Here is a 16488-nt window from a genome sequence, read left to right as displayed (position 1 = left end):
TGCTCGCCCAGCTTGTCAGCAGCCTAACGATCGACTTTGAAACGCCCGGAACTTTGAAGTTGAGGCCTCCGTTTCGTTGAAGAACGCGCCGTGTGGCCAGTTCCGACAGTTCGAATTCGGCCGATCCCGGCGTTTATTCAGCAAAAGGACGGTACATGCACTACGAAGACTACTCTCCCTCCGATCGTCAACTGGATACGCTTGCCAGGGGCCTTGGCTGGTTCAGCCTGGGACTCGGAGCGATCGAACTCCTTGCACCGCAAAAGCTCGATCGCATGCTCGGCGCCGGGGATTATCCTATGACGACCCGCGCCTTCGGCCTTCGCGAGATCGCGGCTGGTCTCGGCATCCTGTTGTCGCGGGACCCGAAATACTGGGTCTGGGCGCGTGTCGCGGGCGATGCGCTCGATCTCGGTGCCCTCGCTCCGACGACGACCGAAACCAACCCGAAGCGGGGCATGGCCGCGACCGCCTTCGCCAATGTCGCCCTGATCACGGCGCTGGACATCTTCTGCGCCGCAGCGCTCACCCGCCGCTCCGACGGTTCCTCGTCGAGTCATTCCTGATGCGCTGCATGGGCAGGCCCCCGAGGCAGAAACCGGGGCGCGCCATCTGAGAGCATTATGCAACGGTGTACGGACATCCGGGAATGCCGGATGTCCGCCCCCTCATCCGAGCATGTACAGCCGCTTGAAGCCGTGTGCCTGGCTGGCTCAAGCAGCCGCTCCGGCGATCGGCGCGCCTTCAGGCATCGCGCCTGGCAATCCAGTCGTGGTCGGGATGGTTCTTGAAGCGCCATTTGCGTAGAGGGCCGGCCATCACGTTGAGATAATACATCTCGTAGCCATAGGGCGCCGCGCAGGGGTGGTGCCCTTTCGGAACCAGCACGACGTCGTGGTTCGAGACGCTCATCGTCTCGTCGAGCGAGCCGTCCTCGGTGAAGACCCGCTGGTGGCCATAACCCTGGGCCGGGTTCAGCCGGTGGTAATAGGTCTCCTCCAGATAGGTCATCTCCGGAAAGGCGTCCTCGTCGTGCCGGTGCGGCGGATAGGACGACCAGTGGCCGGCGGGCGTGAAGACCTCTGTGACGAGGAGCGAGTCGGCGACGTCCCGCTCTTCCATCGCGATGGCGTTGATGTGACGCAGGTTGGTGCCCTTGCCGCGGTCGGCGAGGGTAATGCTCTCGGGCCCGATCCGCGCTGTCTCATGGCCGCCTTTGCCGGGGGCCGTACAGACGGCGAGGGTGCAGGGCGTTGTCGCCTCGGCTTCCCATTCGCTCCCGTTCGGCACGTAGAGGCAGTGCGGCGGCGTCTTTTCGAAGACGTTCATGCGCTCGCCCATCTCGCCGAAGTCCTTACCTGCCGCCGTGAACTTTGCCTTGCCCTCGACGAGGACGAGGATCACCTCGCGGTCTCCGGTCGTCTCGCCGGCCCGTTCGCCGGGGGCGAGGCGGTAGAGCGAGAACCCGACATAGGACCAGTCCGGCGACAGCGGGCTCCGGGCATTCTGGGGCGTGATGTCGTGCACCTTCCCGGTGGTGCCAGTCGGCTTGCGCAAGAGATCGCTCATCGGGCGCTCCTTTCGTCTTTCGATGGTCTGATCGAGTGGCCAGAGATTGCCGGCCTGCCGGCGATGGTCCTGCCGGGCCGCCCGGGCGTCAGGATACCTCGGCCAGTCCGGCCTTCTTCGCCAGCGCCTTCAGCGTCTTCAGGCCGAGCGACTGATATTCGACAGGGTTTCGCACTGCCGGGTCCTGTTCCGCCTCGATGACGATCCAGCCGGAATAGCCATTGTCGGCGAGGACCGTCATGCAGGGGCCGAAATCGATCCCGCCGTCCTCGTCGCCGGGCACGGTGAAGACGCCGCGGCGGACGCCCTCCAGGAACGACAGGCCTTCGCGACGGACCTCGGCCATCACCTCCGGCCGGACGTTCTTGGCATGAAAATGTGCGACCCGGCCGATATGCTTGGCAAGATAGGGGGTGGGGTCGACGCCGTTGCCGCCGAAATAGAAGTGCCCGGCGTCGAAGAGCAGCCGCGTGGCCGGGCCGGTGCTCGCCATGAAGAGGTCGAGCTCGGCGGGCGTCTCGACCACCGTTCCCATGTGATGATGATAGACCAGCGGCACGCCTTCGCCTTCGCAGTGTCTCGCCACCTGTTCGACCTTGGCGCCGAATTCGGACCAGCGTTCCTTCGGCAGGACGGGCGAGACGGCAAGGCTCGCCGCATCGTTGCCATGGATAGCGTTCGAGGTCTCACAGGCGATGCAGACGGCTGAGCCCATCGCCTTCAGCCGATCCAGGTGCGGCTGGATCAGCGCAATCTCTTCCTCCGCCGAACGAGTCAGGAGGTTCAGCGAATACCAGGCGGAGACGAAGGCGAGGCCATGGGGTTCCAACACGGCCTTCAGCTCGGACGGATCCCAGGGCATCTTGTGGCCGTTCTCGATGCCGTCAAAGCCGATCTCACCGGCCTCCTTGAGGCAGGTCTCGAGCGGAATGTCGGCCCCGAGGCTTTGGTCGTCGTCATTCGACCAGGCGATGGGGTTTGTGCCGAAGCGAATCATGGGTGGGGTCCCGTTGGGAAGAGGAAAAGCGTCGAGTTATTTGGTTGAGACGGATTGCTTCATCTGATCCGTCGCGCGAAGGGCGCGGCGTCGGCCTGTTCTTGACGGGCAACATCTGACCGATCATCACCCGCCCGCCCGCATCTTCACCTGCTCTTCATACGCCTTGCGAGCCTCGGCCACCTCTTCGCGCGAGGAGACTTCGGGAACCGCGACGTCCCACCAGTGCCCACCCGGCTCGCTCGACGGGTAGGGATCCGCATCGATCACCACCACGAACGGTCCGGCCGCCGTCTTCGCCCGTTCGAGCGCGTCTTCCAGTTCGGCGATCGAGGCGACATGCATCGCCTCGGCTCCCATCGACGCCGCATGGGCGGCGAAGTCGATCCGCGACGGATTGACGTGCTCGGCATGGTCGAGGAGATTATTGAACTCCGCCCCACCGCAAGCCATCTGCAGGCGGTTGATACAGCCGAAACCGCGATTGTCGGTGAGGACGATGGTGATCTTCAGGCCTAGCATCGCGGCGGTGGCGAGTTCGGAATTCGCCATCATGTAGCTGCCGTCGCCGAGCATGCAGACGACGTCGCGATCGGGCTCCGCCATCTTGATCCCGATCGCGCCGGCGATCTCGTAACCCATGCAGGAATAGCCATATTCCATGTGATAGGCGCCGGGGCGGGGCGCCTTCCAGAGCTTGTGGAGTTCGCCCGGCATCGTGCCCGCGGCGCACATGACGACGGTGTCCGGCCCGCTCGCACGCTGCACCGCGCCGATCACCTGTTGATCGGTCGGCAGCGCATTGGTGTCGGCCGGCGCCTCCGTCAGCGGATCGACCGCCGCAAACCATTCGGCCTTGAGCGTCTCGGACGGTGGTTGAAAGCGCCTGCCGGCGAGGGCTTGCGACAGGCGCTCGAGGCCGACCCTGGCATCACAGCAGAGCGGCTCGGCGCCGTGCTTCGCCGCGTCATAGGCGGCGACATTGAGCGAGACGAGCTTGCGCCTCGGGTTCTTGAAGAGGTTCCACGACCCCGTGGTGAAGTCCTGGAACCGCGTGCCGACGCCGAGGACGAGGTCGGCTTCGGCGCAGACGACATTGGCCGAGGACGATCCGGTCACGCCGACCGGGCCGAGATTCATGGCGTGGTCGAAGGCGAGCGCCGACTTGCCGGCCTGGCTCTCGACGACGGGAATCGCATGCGTCGAGGCGAAGTCCTGGAGCGCTTCGCTCGCGCCGGAATAGTGGACGCCGCCGCCAGCGACGATCACCGGCCTCTCCGCAGCCTTCAGCAGCGAAGCGATGGCGTCGAGCTCGGCCGGATCGGGGTGCGGTCGGCGAATGCGCCAGACACGCGGCTCGAAGAAGCTTGCGGGATAGTGGAAGGCCTCGGCCTGGACGTCCTGGCAGAAGGCGAGACACACCGGCCCGCAATCGGCCGGGTCGGTCATCACCCGGAAGGCGCGGGGCAGGGCGGTCAGAAGCTGGTCCGGCCGCACGATCCGGTCGAAATAGCGGGTCACCGGCCGGAAGCAGTCGTTCGCCGAGACGGTGCCGTCGGCAAAGTCCTCGACCTGTTGGAGGACGGGATCGGGACCCCGGCCTGAGAAGACGTCGCCGGGAAGGAGCAGCAGCGGCAGGCGGTTGACATGGGCGAGCGCCGCTGCGGTGACCATGTTGGTCGCGCCGGGGCCGATCGACGAGGTCACCGCCATGGCGCGTCGCCGCGCCGACTGCTTGGCGAAGGCGATCGCCGCGTGGGCCATCGTCTGCTCGTTATGGCCGCGCCAGGTGCGGATGGCGTCGCGCTCGGCATAAAGCGCTTCGCCGATGCCGGCGACATTGCCGTGGCCGAAGATCGCCCAGACGCCGGCAAGGAACGGCTCGCCCGTCTCGGTCATCTGGCGGCTCAGATATTTCACCATCGCCTGGGCGGCGGTCAGCCTGATCGTCGTCATCGCGTCGTCTCCTCGTCCGTCTCCAGCCCGGCGGCGCGGGCCGCATCCCAAAGGGCACAGAGCCGGCGGTATTTCTCCGCCATCATCGCCGTGGCGTCGTCCGGCGACAGCGCGCCGGCGAGATGGGCCCTCGCCGCCTCGCCGAAGATCGTCCGGCCGACGGCGAAGCCCTTCACCAGATCGAACCGGGCCGCAACGGCGAAGCTTTCCTTCAGAGCCTCCTCCGACGCGTCCAGGCCGAGCATCACGATGCCGCGGACATGGGGATCGTGTTCCGTGATCGCCGCGCAGGCCCCTTTCCACGCCGCTTCGCTCGCCATCGGCTCGAGCTTCCACCAGTCTGGATAGATGCCGATGTCGTAGAAGCGGCGGATGACTTCCGCTGTCGTCTGGTCGTCGACCGGCCCGGCCTTTGAGGGGATCACCTCGAGCAGGAATTCCAGTCGGTTCCGACGCGCCGCCTCGAACAGGCGACGCACGCTCGTCTCCTGCTCGGCCCAAAGCTCCGCCGGATCGTCCGGATGGCAGAAGCAGAGGCATTTGACCACATGCTCGGCCGGCCATTCGGAGAGGCCGCCGCAGTCCGCGCCGATCTCCGGCTCGAAGACGAGCGGCCGCGATCCCGGCCACTCCACCGGACGGCCGATCCAAAGGCCGCGGCCCGCCGCGCGGTAGAGCGCCCGGCGTCCGAGCCGCCCGTCGCAGAGAAGGCCGTAGCCCTTCCGCCCGGCCTGGACCTTCAGCACCGCGTCGAGGCAAAGCTCCTTGAAGGCGCCGATCTTCTCCGGGCTTGAGCCGGGAAGATCTTCCAGCTGCATGCGATGGTCGAAGGCGAAGACGCGCATGGTCGAGAAGTCGCCCTTGCGGGTGGTCGACCAGTGGATGCGTTCGAGCGCGGCGTCCTTCCGCAGCGCCTTCTCCTTCACGCCGCGCTTCAGGAAGAAGTCCAGCTCGGCAAGCGAGGGATAGGCCGGCGTGCAGCCATGCCGCGAGACCGCGAAGGCGCCGCAGGCATTGGCGTATTCGAGCGCCTTCGGCCAGCTCTCTCCGTCGAGCCAGCCCTTCAGAAGACCCGACATGAACCCGTCGCCGGCGCCGAGCACGTTGAAGACCTCGATCGGGAATCCCGGGCCGCTCTCGCCCTCGTCGAGACTGTCCGGGATGGCGCCGGTGAAGGCGACGGCACCCGCTGCTCCGCGCTTGCAGACCAGTGTCGCGTCCGAGACGGCCCGCACGGCCCGCACGGCCTCGATGGTGTCCGTCGTCCCGCCGGCGATGTGGAACTCTTCTTCCGTGCCAACGATCAGGTCGAAGAGGGAGAGCGTCGCCTGAAGCTTTGCGGTCACCGCATCCGAGGCAATGAAGCGCTCTCCGCCCGCGCCGTGACCGGCGAGCCCCCAGAGATTGGGGCGATAGTCGATGTCGAGCGCGGTCCGTGCGCCGTGCTTGCGCGCCAGCCGGACAGCCTTCAGGACGGCCGCTTCCGTGCGCGGGTGGCTGAGATGGGTGCCGGTCACGACGACGGCCCGCGCCCGCGCGATAAGGGCCTCGTCGATATCGTCCTCGCACAGCGCCATGTCGGCGCAGTTCTCGCGATAGAAGATCATCGGGAACTGGGTCTCGTCCCTTATGCCGAGAATGACGAGCGCGGTCAGGCGCTCTGGGTCGGTGACGACGCCGGTCGTTTCGACGCCCTCGCGCTTCAGTTCCTCGATCAGGAACCGCCCCATATGTTCGTCGCCGACACGGGTGATCAGCGCCGACTTCAGGCCGAGCCGGGCCGTGCCCGTGGCCATGTTGGTGGGCGAACCGCCGACATATTTGTCGAAGCTGCGCATGTCCTCGAGCCGGCCGCCCACCTGTCCGCCATAGAGGTCGACGGAGGAGCGGCCGATGGTGATGAGGTCGAGATCCCTGGCCATCAGACGGTCCCGCCGAGCGAGCCTTCGAGCGAGGCCATCTCCTGGCCGCCGGCCATCAGGTCCTGCAGTTCGTTGCCGGTGATGTCGCCGCGCTTCGCCGTTCCCAGGGTCTTGCCGCGGTTCAGCACGGTGAAGCGGTCGCCGACGGCAAGCGCGTGCCGCACATTATGAGTGATGAAGACGATGCCGACGCCCTGCTTGCGCACCCGGTCGATGGTCGCGAGCACGTTCGCGGTCTGGCGGACGCCGAGCGCCGAGGTCGGCTCGTCCAGGATCAGCACCTTGGCGCCGAAATAGACGGCGCGGGCGATCGCGACGGTCTGGCGCTCGCCGCCCGATAGGGTCCCGACCGCCTGGTCCGGCGAGCGCAACTTGATCCCCATCTCGCGCATCGCTTCCATGGTGGCCGAGTTCGCCTTGTCGATGTCCATGCGCTTGAACAGCCATCTGCCTTTGGTCGGTTCCCGCCCCATGAAGAAATTGCGGGTCACCGACATCAGCGGGATCATCGCGAGATCCTGGAAGACCGTGGCGATCCCGGCCTCCATGGCATCGCGCGGGCTGTCGAAGGACATTGGTTTGCCGTCGAAGAAGATCGCGCCCTTGGTCGGCTTGTGAACGCCGGACATGGTCTTGATGAAGGTCGACTTGCCGGCGCCGTTGTCGCCGAGCAGGCAATGGCATTCGCCGGCGACGACGTCGAAGCTGACGCCGGCGAGAGCGATGATGTTGCCGAAGTGCTTCTCGATGTTTTCCATGTGGACGATGGGCTTCGACATCTCAGCGCTCCCCCGTCACCCGCTTGCGGATGTAGTTGTTGAAGAGGACGGCGGCGAGCAGCATGGCGCCGAGGAACACCTGGAACCAGTCCTGGTCGAAATTGGTGTAGCTGAGGCCGATCGTCACCATGCCGAAGATGATGGCGCCGAAGAAGGCCCCGATCGCCGAGCCATAGCCGCCGGTGAGGAGGCAGCCGCCGATGACGGCGGCGATGATCGCCTCGAATTCCTTCATGAAGCCGCGCCTCGCATCGGTCGATCCGGCATCGATCACGGTGATGATGGCGACGAGGGTGGCGCAGCAGGCGGTCAGGACGAAGAGCGAGATCTTGACCTTGCGCACAGGCACGCCCGAATTCGATGCGGCATTCTCGTCGCCGCCGGAGGCGAAGATCCAGTTGCCCTGGGGCGTACGCAGGAGAACGTAGGTTGCCACGAGGGCGAAGGCGGCGAACCAGAGGATTTCGACGGGTACGCCCGGCACCTTCGGCAGGCCGCTGGAAAACCGGTCGATCAGGCCCTGCTTCGCAAGCCAGGCGAACAGGTCGGTGAAGGCGTCGCCCGAAAAGATCGGCGCCAGCCAGTCGCCTTCGACCGCATCGCGCACGCCGCGCAGCTGGGTGGAGCCACCGGTGGCGATCTTCAGCCCGACCAGCGAGGCGCCGCGCAGGATGAACAGGAAGGCGAGCGTTACGATGAAGGACGGTAGGCCGGTCTTGAGGACGATCGTCCCGTTCAACATGCCGAGCGCCGCGGCGATGGCGAAGGTCGCGGGGATCGCGACAACGAGCGGCAAGCCGAAGGTGACCACGAAGGCGCCGAAGACGAGGCCGGAAAAGGCGACCATCGAGCCGATGGACAGGTCGAATTCACCGCCGATCATCAGCATGGCGGCACCGATGGCGAGGATGCCCAGCTGCGCCGCGGGGGTCATGAAGTTCATCACGCCGGAGAGCGTGAACATCGTGTCGGAGGCGGTGAAGAAAAAGAAGAGGGTTACCGCGACCACCCCGGCGAGCGCGCCGAGTTCCGGCCGCTTCATCAGCTTGGTCGCGAAGCCCTCGCGCTTCAGCCGTTCGTCCTGAACGGTCTGCGAGACGTCGGCCATGGCGTGTCTCCTCTGCAGGCCTTCACAAAGGCGCCCCGCGGCTTTCGGGTCGAAGCCCGCGGTAATTCGAAGATGATGAGTAAAGCGAAGGGTCGAGCACCGTCACGAAGCGGCGAGGCGTCGCTCGATGCTCGAAGGCCGCACCGCGACTGTTGCGCCGCGGCCTCCGAGGGATTGCTACGGACAGAGCCGCGCCCTGGTCAGCGAATACCCTTGGCCGACAGATCGACGACCTGCTCGGCCTTGTCCTTGGTGATCAGGTTCGGGCCGGAGGGCACGTTGCCGCCGGGGACGAGGCCATACTTGGCATCGAGCGCCAGGAACACGACCGGCAGATAGCCCTGCAGGAACTGCTGCTGGTCGATGGCGAAGGCCGCCTTGCCGGCGGCGACGTCCTTGAGGAAGCCGGAGGACAGGTCGAAGCTGGCGACGTTCACCTTGCCGCCACGTCCGACGGCCTCGACCGCCTGAACGGCCGGCTCGCCGACGGTGGCGGCGCCGAGGCCGAGAATGGTGTCGACGTCCTGATTGGACTCAAGCGCCGCCTGCACCTTCGACTTCACCTCGGTCGGATCGTTTCCGGTCGGCAGCACCTCGACATTGCCGCCGAAGCCTTCCTTGAAGCCGGCGCAGCGCTGGTCGAGCGAGACATTGCCCACTTCCTGATTGACGCATAGCGCCGTCTTGCCGCCCATCTCCTTCAGCTTCTCGCCCGCCGCCTTGCCGGCGGTGAACTCGTCCTGGCCGACATGGAGGAGCGCGCCGAGCTTCTTCGACACGTCCGAGCCGGAATTCATCGAGATCACCGGGATTCCGGCCTTCACGGCGCGTTCTATCGAGGGGCCGAGAGCGTCCGCGTCGGGGATCGAGACCACCAGGCCGTCCGGCTCCTGATTGACGGCGGCGTCGATAAGCTGGCTCATCTGCACCATGTCGAAGGTCTCAGGCGCCCGGTAGTCGACATCGGCGCCAGTGTTCTTGGCCGCCTCTTCGACGCCGTTCTTGACCACCGACCAGAACGGATCGTTCGCCTGTCCGTGGGTGACGACGATGATCTGCTGGGCAAAGGCCGGCCCGGCAATGGCGAGCGCCATGGCGGCGCCGGCAAGCGTCTTCAGAATTCTCATTGCGATGTTCCTCCCGCTGTCGAAATGGATCGTCCGAACGGCCGGCAAACCCGCGACGGCCGAACCCTTGGCTCCTCCATGCCGCCCTCCCGGCGATCATTTGGAAGATTTATTCCATTTTTGACCTGTCGACGCGGAATGTCAATCGCCGTCCTTCCGTCTGCCGCCGACCGCGACCGTCAACGAGGTCGCGAGGGTCATCGCCGCGATCGGCGCGCGGAAGGCGCCGACATCGACTTCGCGGGCGATCAGAAGAACCCTGGCCGTATCGCGCAGCGGGCAGTCCGCCGTGTCGCTCAGCGCGACGACCGGGATGCCGCGGTCGGCGGTCCGTGCGGCGAGCTGCAGCGTTTCCTGGGAGAAGGGGGCGAAGCTGACGGCAAAGAGGCAGTCGCCCGGCCGAATCGCGTGATCGCTCTCGATCTGACCGGAGGTCCGGTGGATCACCGTCGGCACCTGCATCTTGTCGAGCATGTAGCCCATGTAGCTGACGATGGCGAAGGCCCGACGCAGGCCGACCAGATGGATCGTGCCGGCCGCCGCGAGCAATTCGCAGGCCTCGCCAAGCCGTTCCTCATCCAACGAGTTCATCAGGGAGATCAGAGACTTGTGCCCGGCCTCGACGAAGTCCGCGGCAAGACCGCCGGGCCCTTGTGCTCCGCGCTCGCGCAGCTGCGACAGGCGCTCGGCATAATCCGGGCGCAACTGGGCGTATTCGGCGCGAAACAGCGCCTGCATCTCGGAGAAGCCCGAAAAACCGAGCGCCTGGCAGAAGCGCATGAAGGCCGAGGGCTGGACGCCCGCGCCGGCCGAAAGATCGGCAACAGTCGAGACCGCGACGAGATGAATGTTGTGGCGCAGGAAGTCGGCGCACTGGCCGAGCCGTTTTGGCAGCGATGCGGCGATAGTGTCGAGCCGCTCCATGAGTTCGCTCACGCTCGCCGGCGCAGATGTCGTCTCGCTCACCGCCATTCCACTCTCCGATCTTGACACGAGCATCATACAGGCGCATCCCGAAGATGGAATATATATTCCATGTCGGGAGGTTAAGGAGAGGATATGTCGATCGGTCTCGGCCTCATCGGCACCGGCTTCATGGGCAAGGCGCACGCGCTGGCCTATCGCGCCGCCGGCGCCGTCTTCGGCGATCTTCCCGAGGTCCATCTCGCCTGTCTCTGCGATACGCCGCGCGACAGGGCGGAGGCGATGGCCCGCCAGTTCGGCTTCGCCGGCTGGACCGAAGACTGGCGCGAGCTCGTGGAAAGCGCCGATGTCGACATTGTCTCCATCACCACGCCGAACGCGCTTCACAGGGAGATGGCGATGGCGGCGATCGCCGCGGGCAAGCATGTCCATTGCGAAAAGCCGATGGCGCTCAGCCTCGCCGACGCCCGCGAGATGGAGGCGGCCGCACGCGAGGCAGGCGTGCGCACCATCGTCGGCTACAACTACATCCACAATCCCGCCTTCGCCCATGCAAGCCGCCTGATCGAGGCGGGTGCCATCGGCCGGCCGGTGCATTTCCGCGGGGTGGTCGACGAGGACTATCAGGCCGATCCCGATCTCGCCTGGACATGGCGGGCGAAGCGGAGCGAAGCCGGGCTCGGCACACTTGGCGATCTCGGCTGTCATCTCGTCTCGATGGCGATCGGCCTCATGGGACCGGTCGAGAGCCTCGTCGCCGACACACAGATCATCCATGCGGACCGGCCGCTTGCCGACGGCAGCGGACGGGCGAAGGTCGAAAACGAGGACGCCGCCTCGGCTATCTTGCGGTTCAGGACCGGTGCGCAGGGTGTCCTCGCCACGTCCCGCTCGGCCTGGGGGCGCAAGAACAAGCTCGACTTCGAGGTGCACGGCACCAAGGGGATGATCGCGTTCGCGCAGGAGCGGATGAACGAGCTGCAGCTCTTCGTCAACGAGGGCGATCAGGCAAGACAAGGCTTTCGCACCATCCTGACTGGCCCGCAGCATCCGCCCTATGGCGCGTTCTGCCCGGCACCCGGCCACCAGCTGGGTTTCGGTGATTTGAAGACGATCGAGGTCGCCGGCTTCCTGAATGCGATCGCTTGCGGCGGCGCGGCGTATCCCGATTTCACCGCAGGGCTCGCCTTCGAAGCCGTCATCCACGCCATCGACGCGTCGGCCCGGGATGAGCAACGCGTCCATCTCTGACATTCGACGATTGTCCGGGCCGCCGGACAGGGAGGAACATCCGCATGAAAGTCGCACTCTTCGGCGCCGGCCGCATCGGCAAGGTCCACGCCGCCTCGATCAAGGCAGACCCGCGCTCCGACCTCGTTGCGGTCACCGACGTGATGGCCGAGGCCGCGGAAAGGCTTGCCGAGGTGCACGGCATCGCCGTCCGCTCGCCGGAGGAGATCCTCGCCGACCCCTCGATCGACGCGATCCTGATCGCGTCCTCGACCAACACCCATGCCGACCTCATCGAGAAGGGCGTTGCGGCGAAGAAGGCGATCTTCTGCGAGAAGCCGATCGACCTGTCGCTGGAGCGCGCGCTCAAGGTGCGCGAGATCGCAGCCGCGTCATCGAGGCCGGTGATGATCGGCTTCAACCGCCGGTTCGATCCCAATTTCGCGGGGCTCAAGGCGGCGCTCGACGCAGGGGAGGTCGGCACGGGCGAGATGCTCGCTGTCACCTCCTACGATCCCGCCCCGCCGCCGGTCGCCTACATCAAGGTCTCCGGCGGGCTCTACCGCGACATGATGATCCACGACTTCGACATGTGCGCCTTCCTGTTCGGGATGCCCAAGACCGTCATGGCGCACGGATCCTGTCTCGTCGACCCGGCGATCGGCGAGGCCGGAGACGTCGACACCGCCGTCGTCGTCCTCACCTATGCCGACGGGCGGCTGGCTACGATCCGCAACTCCCGCCGCGCCGCCTTCGGCTACGATCAGCGCGTCGAACTGCTCGGCTCCGACGGGATGCTGGAGGCACGGAACGAGATCGAGAACACGCTGGTCAAGTCGACCGCAGCCGGCGTCTCCTCGGCCAAGCCCCTCTTCTTCTTCCTCGAGCGCTACATGCGGGCCTATCAGATCGAGTGGTCGGCCTTCGTCGATGCAGTCGTGGACGGCAAGCCCGTGCCGGCGAGCGCCGAGGACGGCGTCAACGCGCTGGCGCTGGCGGAGGCCGCCAACCTGTCGCTGCGGGAGGGACGGCCGGTGGAACTGGCACAGGTGATGGCGGAGGCCTGAGCCATGGCCTTCACCCTTGCCGCCTGTGCCGAGATGCTCTGGCGCGAGAAGTCGATGGAATGGCGCGTGAAGCGTCTGACCGAGCTCGGCTTCCAGGTGGGATTGTGGAACTGGCCGGACCACGATCTTGCAATGCTGGAAAGATCCGATGCGACCTTTTCGATCATGAACGGCTATTTGTCCGGCCGCCTTGCGGACGACGAAGGGGCGGAAGAGCTTCTGAGGACGGCGCGACAGACGGCGGAGGTCGGGCTTCGCATCGGCGTTGCACGCTTGAACCTCCACGGCACCGGGCTCGGGGAGGGCGGTCTGCCGGTGACGCCCTGCCACGTCGTCACCGGGCCGATGTGGCTGAAGGCGCGAGATACGCTGGAGCGGATCGCCGATCTCGCCGAGGAGAAGGGCGTGACCTTCACGCTGGAAAACCTCAACACGGGCGTCGACCATCCGGGCGTGCCTTTCGCCCGCGCCGAAGACACGCTGACGCTGGTCTCGGTGGTGAACCGGCCCGGTCTGAGGCTCAATCTCGATCTCTATCATGCCCAGATCGGCGAGGGGAATCTCATCGAACTCTGCCGGAAGGCCCTGCCATGGATCGGCGAGATCCAGATCGCGGACGTTCCCGGACGATGCGAACCGAGGACGGGCGAGATAGCCTATGCCGGTATCGCTCGTGCCCTCGAAGCGATGGGCTACGATGGACCGGTCGGTCTAGAGGCCTTCGCAAGTTCCGACGCGGACAGCGCCCTGGCCACGTTCCGCGAGACCTTTGCGCCCCATTGAGGGCGTAGGATCCGCGTGATCCGGCGGCGATTCTCGATACATCGCCACCCGAGCACAGAGTGCCTTAGCAACCTCTGCCGCATATGCCGGCGGCCCGTTCTGACGAGGTCCTCTCGAATCCCGAAGGGCGGCCCGCTCAGCGGCCCCCGCGCGCGACGCGCTCGATTTCCTCGCGCACAAGACGCTCGACCAGCTTGGGAAGGTTGTCGTCGAGCCATTCCTGCAGCATCGGCCGCAGCATCTCGCGCACGACGCCGTCCACATCGCGCAGATGCTCTTGCTGGATCGCCGACGCCAGGCTGGAGAAGGAGGCTGCGACGCGCTCTCCGGCTTCCTGGGAGATCAGCGCGTGGGCGACACGCATCGGCCCATCCGCCGGATCGCCGTCCAACGTCGCCGCCGCTGCGCCCGCGTCGGGGCGCGACTCACCGACCGAACCCGCACCGTGCTCCGGCGCAGATGCTGCGCTGGGAGATGCCGGCTCGATCAGGCCGACCTTGTCGAGAAGCTCGCGGGCAAAATCCTGCTCGTCGAACTCGCCGAGAAAGGCATCCGCCTCGGCCGCGTCGGGAGCGGCACGGTCGTTCGCGACGACTGCCTCGGGCCATTGCGGCATCTCGGCCTTACCGGGACGCGGTGCGCCTACCTGCGGCGAGTCTTCCACCGGCCGGGGCGCCGTCATGGCGTTCGCCGGCCGCAATTCGGTCACGAGGTCCCCACGACGGCGTTCGCTCGCATCCGCCAGCGAGGCGGCACGCGAGCGCGCCACCGACAGATCATCACTTAAGCCGCGATCCTCGTACGCAGTCGGGAGCGTCTCTGCCTTCGCCTCTTCCTGGACCGCGCCGGAACCCAGCCGGTCACCCGTCATTGCCGAACTCGTCTCGGGCGCAGTTCGAGGGACTGCCGACGGCTGGGCAGGCATCGATGGCAGCGGCTGCGAAGCTTCGACCGGGCGGGGTCCTGGAATTGGAAGAGGCGTCACCGACGCCTGCCGCGCAGCCGGCTTCTCCTCTGCCTTCGGCTGCAAAGGCACGAGGCTCGATTCGGAGCGGACCGGCGAGCCCGTCATCTCCGTCTTGTGCGCATGTGCAGAAGGATCGGAATTTTCCCGAGCGAGCGCGGCGGACGAACGCTTCGCCCTTTCATCGTCACTCTCGATGATCCGCCGGATCGAGGCCAGGATCTCGTCCATAGACTGTTCCCGGGCCGGCAGCGCATTGCTCATAAGGAGCCCCCCGCATGTTACGCGACAGGACAGCCCTATCGCGCGAATCATGCGTGAAGCCTAAGTCGAACCGGACGCGCGGTGAATCCCGCAAACGGTTAAAATCCGCCTTTCACCAACTTCCTTGAAGCCGGCCCCGTCCGCCATGCGCAAAGACGCGCGACCGCGACGGGCTCGATCACGGAAGCCACGCACATTCGAACGGGATTCGGCAGCCTGACAGGGAAGAGGCGGTCGATCAGCGGCCGTCGGGTGTGCGCAGGCCGTACCACTTGTCCTCGACCTGGATGTAGTGGTCGTCCGGGTCGTAGGTCTTGCCGGCCAGACGGAGCCGGCCCGCCGACAGGCGCCCGATCGCCGAGAGCAGCGAATAGCCCGCCACCACCTCGTCGCGCTGCGAACCCACGAGCAGGATCTGCGCCGAGATCACGTCGGCCTGCGCGTTGAGGACGTCGAGCGTCGTGCGCTGGCCGACATTGCGTTCCTCGATCACGCCGTTCAGCGCCAGCCGGGCAGCCTGGACCTGCGCCTGATAGCCGGTGATGTTGGCGCGCGCCGCCTGCAGCTGGGCCCACGCCGTCGCCACCGCAGCACGGACCTGGTCGCGGACCTGATCGACCTCGATGCGGCGCTGGCCGAGCGTCTCCTTGTACTGGCGCACCAGGGACGATGCCTGGCCGCCCTGGTAGATCGGGATCGTCAGCTGGGCCCCGACCGTCGCCGAGATCTCGTTCTGGGTCGAGACGTTCGGAATGAGCGGGTTGGTCGAAACGCCGGGCAGATTGCCGCCATCGCTGCTGCTGGTCGAATAATTGTCGTCCACGCGCCCGCTGACGGTCACCTTGGGCAGGAACCGACCTTCCGCGACCTTGACCTGAAAGGCCGCGGCGTCGACCGAAGCGAGGCCGGCGAGGATAGCCGGATGTTCGCGCTGCGAAATCGAAAAGGCGCTGGCGATGGAGTTCGGAACGACGCGGCCCGGGACCTTGCCGGGCGCGAGATCGGTCGGCGCGTCGCCGATGACCTCGAAATAGCTGGCCTCGCTGGAGGCGACCTGCGACAGGGCGCTGTTGAGCAGCGCCGTTGCCAGAGCCTGCTGCGACTCGGCCTGTGCGACATCGGTGCGCGTTCCCTCGCCGACCTCGAAGCGGGCGCGCGCGGCCCGAACCTGCTCACTGAGGAAGCCGAGGTTCTGGCGGCGCAGCGCCGCGATCTGACGGTCGCGCAGGACGTTCATATAGGCGGTGGCGGCGTCGAGGAGCGTGTTCTCCTCGGTGTTGGCGAGATTGTGCTGGGCGGCGCGCACTTGCGCCTTCGCGGACTCGACGCTGTTCGGCGTCTGGAAGCCGTCGAACAGCGTCTGGCTGATGACGATGCCGATGCCGGCCGAATTGCTGCGTGCCGTCCCGTCCGAAATCCGATCGCCATAGGTGGTGCTGCTGCGGACCGATTGCAGGCTGCCGACGCCGTTCACGGTCGGCCGCAGCCCGGCTCGTGCCTGCGTCACGGTCTCGTCCGTCGCCCGGAGCTGTGCACGGGCGGCGTTCAGGCTCTGGCTGTTCTGATAGGCCTTGGCGAGCGCTCCCGCCAAACTCTCTGCCTGGGAAAGCGTCGCGCTCGACAGCAGCGTGGTCGCCGTCAGCAGCGCGGCGATCGAGAGGTTCTTCAGCAACACGGATACTCCAGCCGACGTGACTCTCGATCCACGCCCCGCTGGGCGGACGCGCGGACCGGTGTTTAACATGCACCCTTGATCAGGTCGGATTAAGGAAGATCAAGCGTCGGACGAGATTCGCGG

14 protein-coding genes are annotated in these 16488 nt (G+C 66.2%); 4 read left to right on the top strand and 10 right to left on the bottom strand.

The features are described from left to right. Window positions 1-155 precede the first annotated feature (155 nt). The gene (locus LH400_RS06835) at window positions 156-566 is read left to right on the top strand and encodes a hypothetical protein (RefSeq protein ID WP_229151919.1); all 411 of its coding nucleotides are present in this window, start codon (window positions 156-158) and stop codon (window positions 564-566) included. A 178-nt stretch (window positions 567-744) separates the two neighbouring features. Here the strand turns inward: LH400_RS06835 and iolB are convergent, their stop codons facing one another. The 8 genes from iolB to LH400_RS06795 all read right to left on the bottom strand — a co-directional run bounded on the left by iolB (window position 745) and on the right by LH400_RS06795 (window position 10382). Beyond that, entirely contained in the window at window positions 745-1569 is an 825-nt protein-coding gene (gene iolB, locus LH400_RS06830; protein ID WP_229151918.1) for a 5-deoxy-glucuronate isomerase, read from the bottom strand. An 88-nt stretch (window positions 1570-1657) separates the two neighbouring features. After that, a complete protein-coding gene (iolE, locus tag LH400_RS06825; protein ID WP_229151917.1) occupies window positions 1658-2566 on the bottom strand; it encodes a myo-inosose-2 dehydratase in 909 nt (302 codons plus the stop codon). 126 nt (window positions 2567-2692) lie between these two features. After that, window positions 2693-4522 carry a 3D-(3,5/4)-trihydroxycyclohexane-1,2-dione acylhydrolase (decyclizing) gene (iolD, locus tag LH400_RS06820; protein ID WP_229151916.1) on the bottom strand — a complete coding sequence of 610 codons (1830 nt, stop codon included), beginning with the start codon at window positions 4520-4522 and terminating at the stop codon, window positions 2693-2695. Then, window positions 4519-6444 (bottom strand): bifunctional 5-dehydro-2-deoxygluconokinase/5-dehydro-2-deoxyphosphogluconate aldolase, encoded by a 1926-nt coding sequence (locus LH400_RS06815; protein ID WP_229151915.1) that lies wholly within the window; start codon window positions 6442-6444, stop codon window positions 4519-4521. The genes iolD and LH400_RS06815 overlap by 4 nt, the downstream gene beginning before the upstream one ends. Continuing rightward, complete coding sequence (locus tag LH400_RS06810) at window positions 6444-7223, bottom strand: ATP-binding cassette domain-containing protein (protein ID WP_229151914.1); 780 nt, start codon at window positions 7221-7223, stop codon at window positions 6444-6446. Before LH400_RS06810 ends, LH400_RS06815 begins: the two co-directional genes overlap by 1 nt. A 1-nt stretch (window position 7224) precedes the next feature. Beyond that, window positions 7225-8331: an ABC transporter permease gene (locus LH400_RS06805; RefSeq protein ID WP_229151913.1), complete on the bottom strand. Its 1107-nt coding sequence runs from the start codon at window positions 8329-8331 to the stop codon at window positions 7225-7227. Between the two features lie 200 nt (window positions 8332-8531). Further along, complete coding sequence (locus tag LH400_RS06800) at window positions 8532-9458, bottom strand: sugar ABC transporter substrate-binding protein (protein ID WP_229151912.1); 927 nt, start codon at window positions 9456-9458, stop codon at window positions 8532-8534. 141 nt (window positions 9459-9599) lie between these two features. Then, window positions 9600-10382 carry a MurR/RpiR family transcriptional regulator gene (locus LH400_RS06795; RefSeq protein WP_229151952.1) on the bottom strand — a complete coding sequence of 261 codons (783 nt, stop codon included), beginning with the start codon at window positions 10380-10382 and terminating at the stop codon, window positions 9600-9602. A 135-nt stretch (window positions 10383-10517) separates the two neighbouring features. On the opposite strand from LH400_RS06795, the gene LH400_RS06790 reads away from it, so the two are divergent. From LH400_RS06790 to LH400_RS06780, 3 genes are read left to right on the top strand one after another with little or no spacing between them, the layout of a single operon-like run. Continuing rightward, the gene (locus LH400_RS06790) at window positions 10518-11633 is read left to right on the top strand and encodes a Gfo/Idh/MocA family protein (RefSeq protein ID WP_229151911.1); all 1116 of its coding nucleotides are present in this window, start codon (window positions 10518-10520) and stop codon (window positions 11631-11633) included. Window positions 11634-11677: 44 nt separating this feature from the next. Continuing rightward, window positions 11678-12679 carry an inositol 2-dehydrogenase gene (gene iolG, locus LH400_RS06785; protein WP_229151910.1) on the top strand — a complete coding sequence of 334 codons (1002 nt, stop codon included), beginning with the start codon at window positions 11678-11680 and terminating at the stop codon, window positions 12677-12679. Between the two features lie 3 nt (window positions 12680-12682). Then, the gene (locus tag LH400_RS06780; RefSeq protein ID WP_229151909.1) at window positions 12683-13462 is read left to right on the top strand and encodes a TIM barrel protein; all 780 of its coding nucleotides are present in this window, start codon (window positions 12683-12685) and stop codon (window positions 13460-13462) included. A 136-nt stretch (window positions 13463-13598) separates the two neighbouring features. Here the strand turns inward: LH400_RS06780 and LH400_RS06775 are convergent, their stop codons facing one another. Both LH400_RS06775 and LH400_RS06770 read right to left on the bottom strand, forming a co-directional pair. Then, window positions 13599-14333 carry a PopZ family protein gene (locus LH400_RS06775; protein WP_229151908.1) on the bottom strand — a complete coding sequence of 245 codons (735 nt, stop codon included), beginning with the start codon at window positions 14331-14333 and terminating at the stop codon, window positions 13599-13601. A 595-nt stretch (window positions 14334-14928) separates the two neighbouring features. Then, window positions 14929-16362: a TolC family outer membrane protein gene (locus LH400_RS06770; protein ID WP_229151907.1), complete on the bottom strand. Its 1434-nt coding sequence runs from the start codon at window positions 16360-16362 to the stop codon at window positions 14929-14931. Window positions 16363-16488: the final 126 nt, after the last annotated feature.

It is taken from the genome of Jiella soli (assembly GCF_020615385.1).
GTDB lineage: Bacteria > Pseudomonadota > Alphaproteobacteria > Rhizobiales > Rhizobiaceae > VKMB-3413.
This window is presented reverse-complemented; position numbering and strand designations above follow the sequence as displayed.

Coding starts and splice junctions, on each gene's coding strand:
- LH400_RS06835 (WP_229151919.1), top strand. CDS start 156: ATGCACTACGAAGACTACTCTCCCTCCGATCGTCAACTGGATACGCTT.
- iolB (WP_229151918.1), bottom strand. CDS start 1,569: ATGAGCGATCTCTTGCGCAAGCCGACTGGCACCACCGGGAAGGTGCAC.
- iolE (WP_229151917.1), bottom strand. CDS start 2,566: ATGATTCGCTTCGGCACAAACCCCATCGCCTGGTCGAATGACGACGAC.
- iolD (WP_229151916.1), bottom strand. CDS start 4,522: ATGACGACGATCAGGCTGACCGCCGCCCAGGCGATGGTGAAATATCTG.
- LH400_RS06815 (WP_229151915.1), bottom strand. CDS start 6,444: ATGGCCAGGGATCTCGACCTCATCACCATCGGCCGCTCCTCCGTCGAC.
- LH400_RS06810 (WP_229151914.1), bottom strand. CDS start 7,223: ATGTCGAAGCCCATCGTCCACATGGAAAACATCGAGAAGCACTTCGGC.
- LH400_RS06805 (WP_229151913.1), bottom strand. CDS start 8,331: ATGGCCGACGTCTCGCAGACCGTTCAGGACGAACGGCTGAAGCGCGAG.
- LH400_RS06800 (WP_229151912.1), bottom strand. CDS start 9,458: ATGAGAATTCTGAAGACGCTTGCCGGCGCCGCCATGGCGCTCGCCATT.
- LH400_RS06795 (WP_229151952.1), bottom strand. CDS start 10,382: ATGGAGCGGCTCGACACTATCGCCGCATCGCTGCCAAAACGGCTCGGC.
- LH400_RS06790 (WP_229151911.1), top strand. CDS start 10,518: ATGTCGATCGGTCTCGGCCTCATCGGCACCGGCTTCATGGGCAAGGCG.
- iolG (WP_229151910.1), top strand. CDS start 11,678: ATGAAAGTCGCACTCTTCGGCGCCGGCCGCATCGGCAAGGTCCACGCC.
- LH400_RS06780 (WP_229151909.1), top strand. CDS start 12,683: ATGGCCTTCACCCTTGCCGCCTGTGCCGAGATGCTCTGGCGCGAGAAG.
- LH400_RS06775 (WP_229151908.1), bottom strand. CDS start 14,333: ATGACGGGTGACCGGCTGGGTTCCGGCGCGGTCCAGGAAGAGGCGAAG.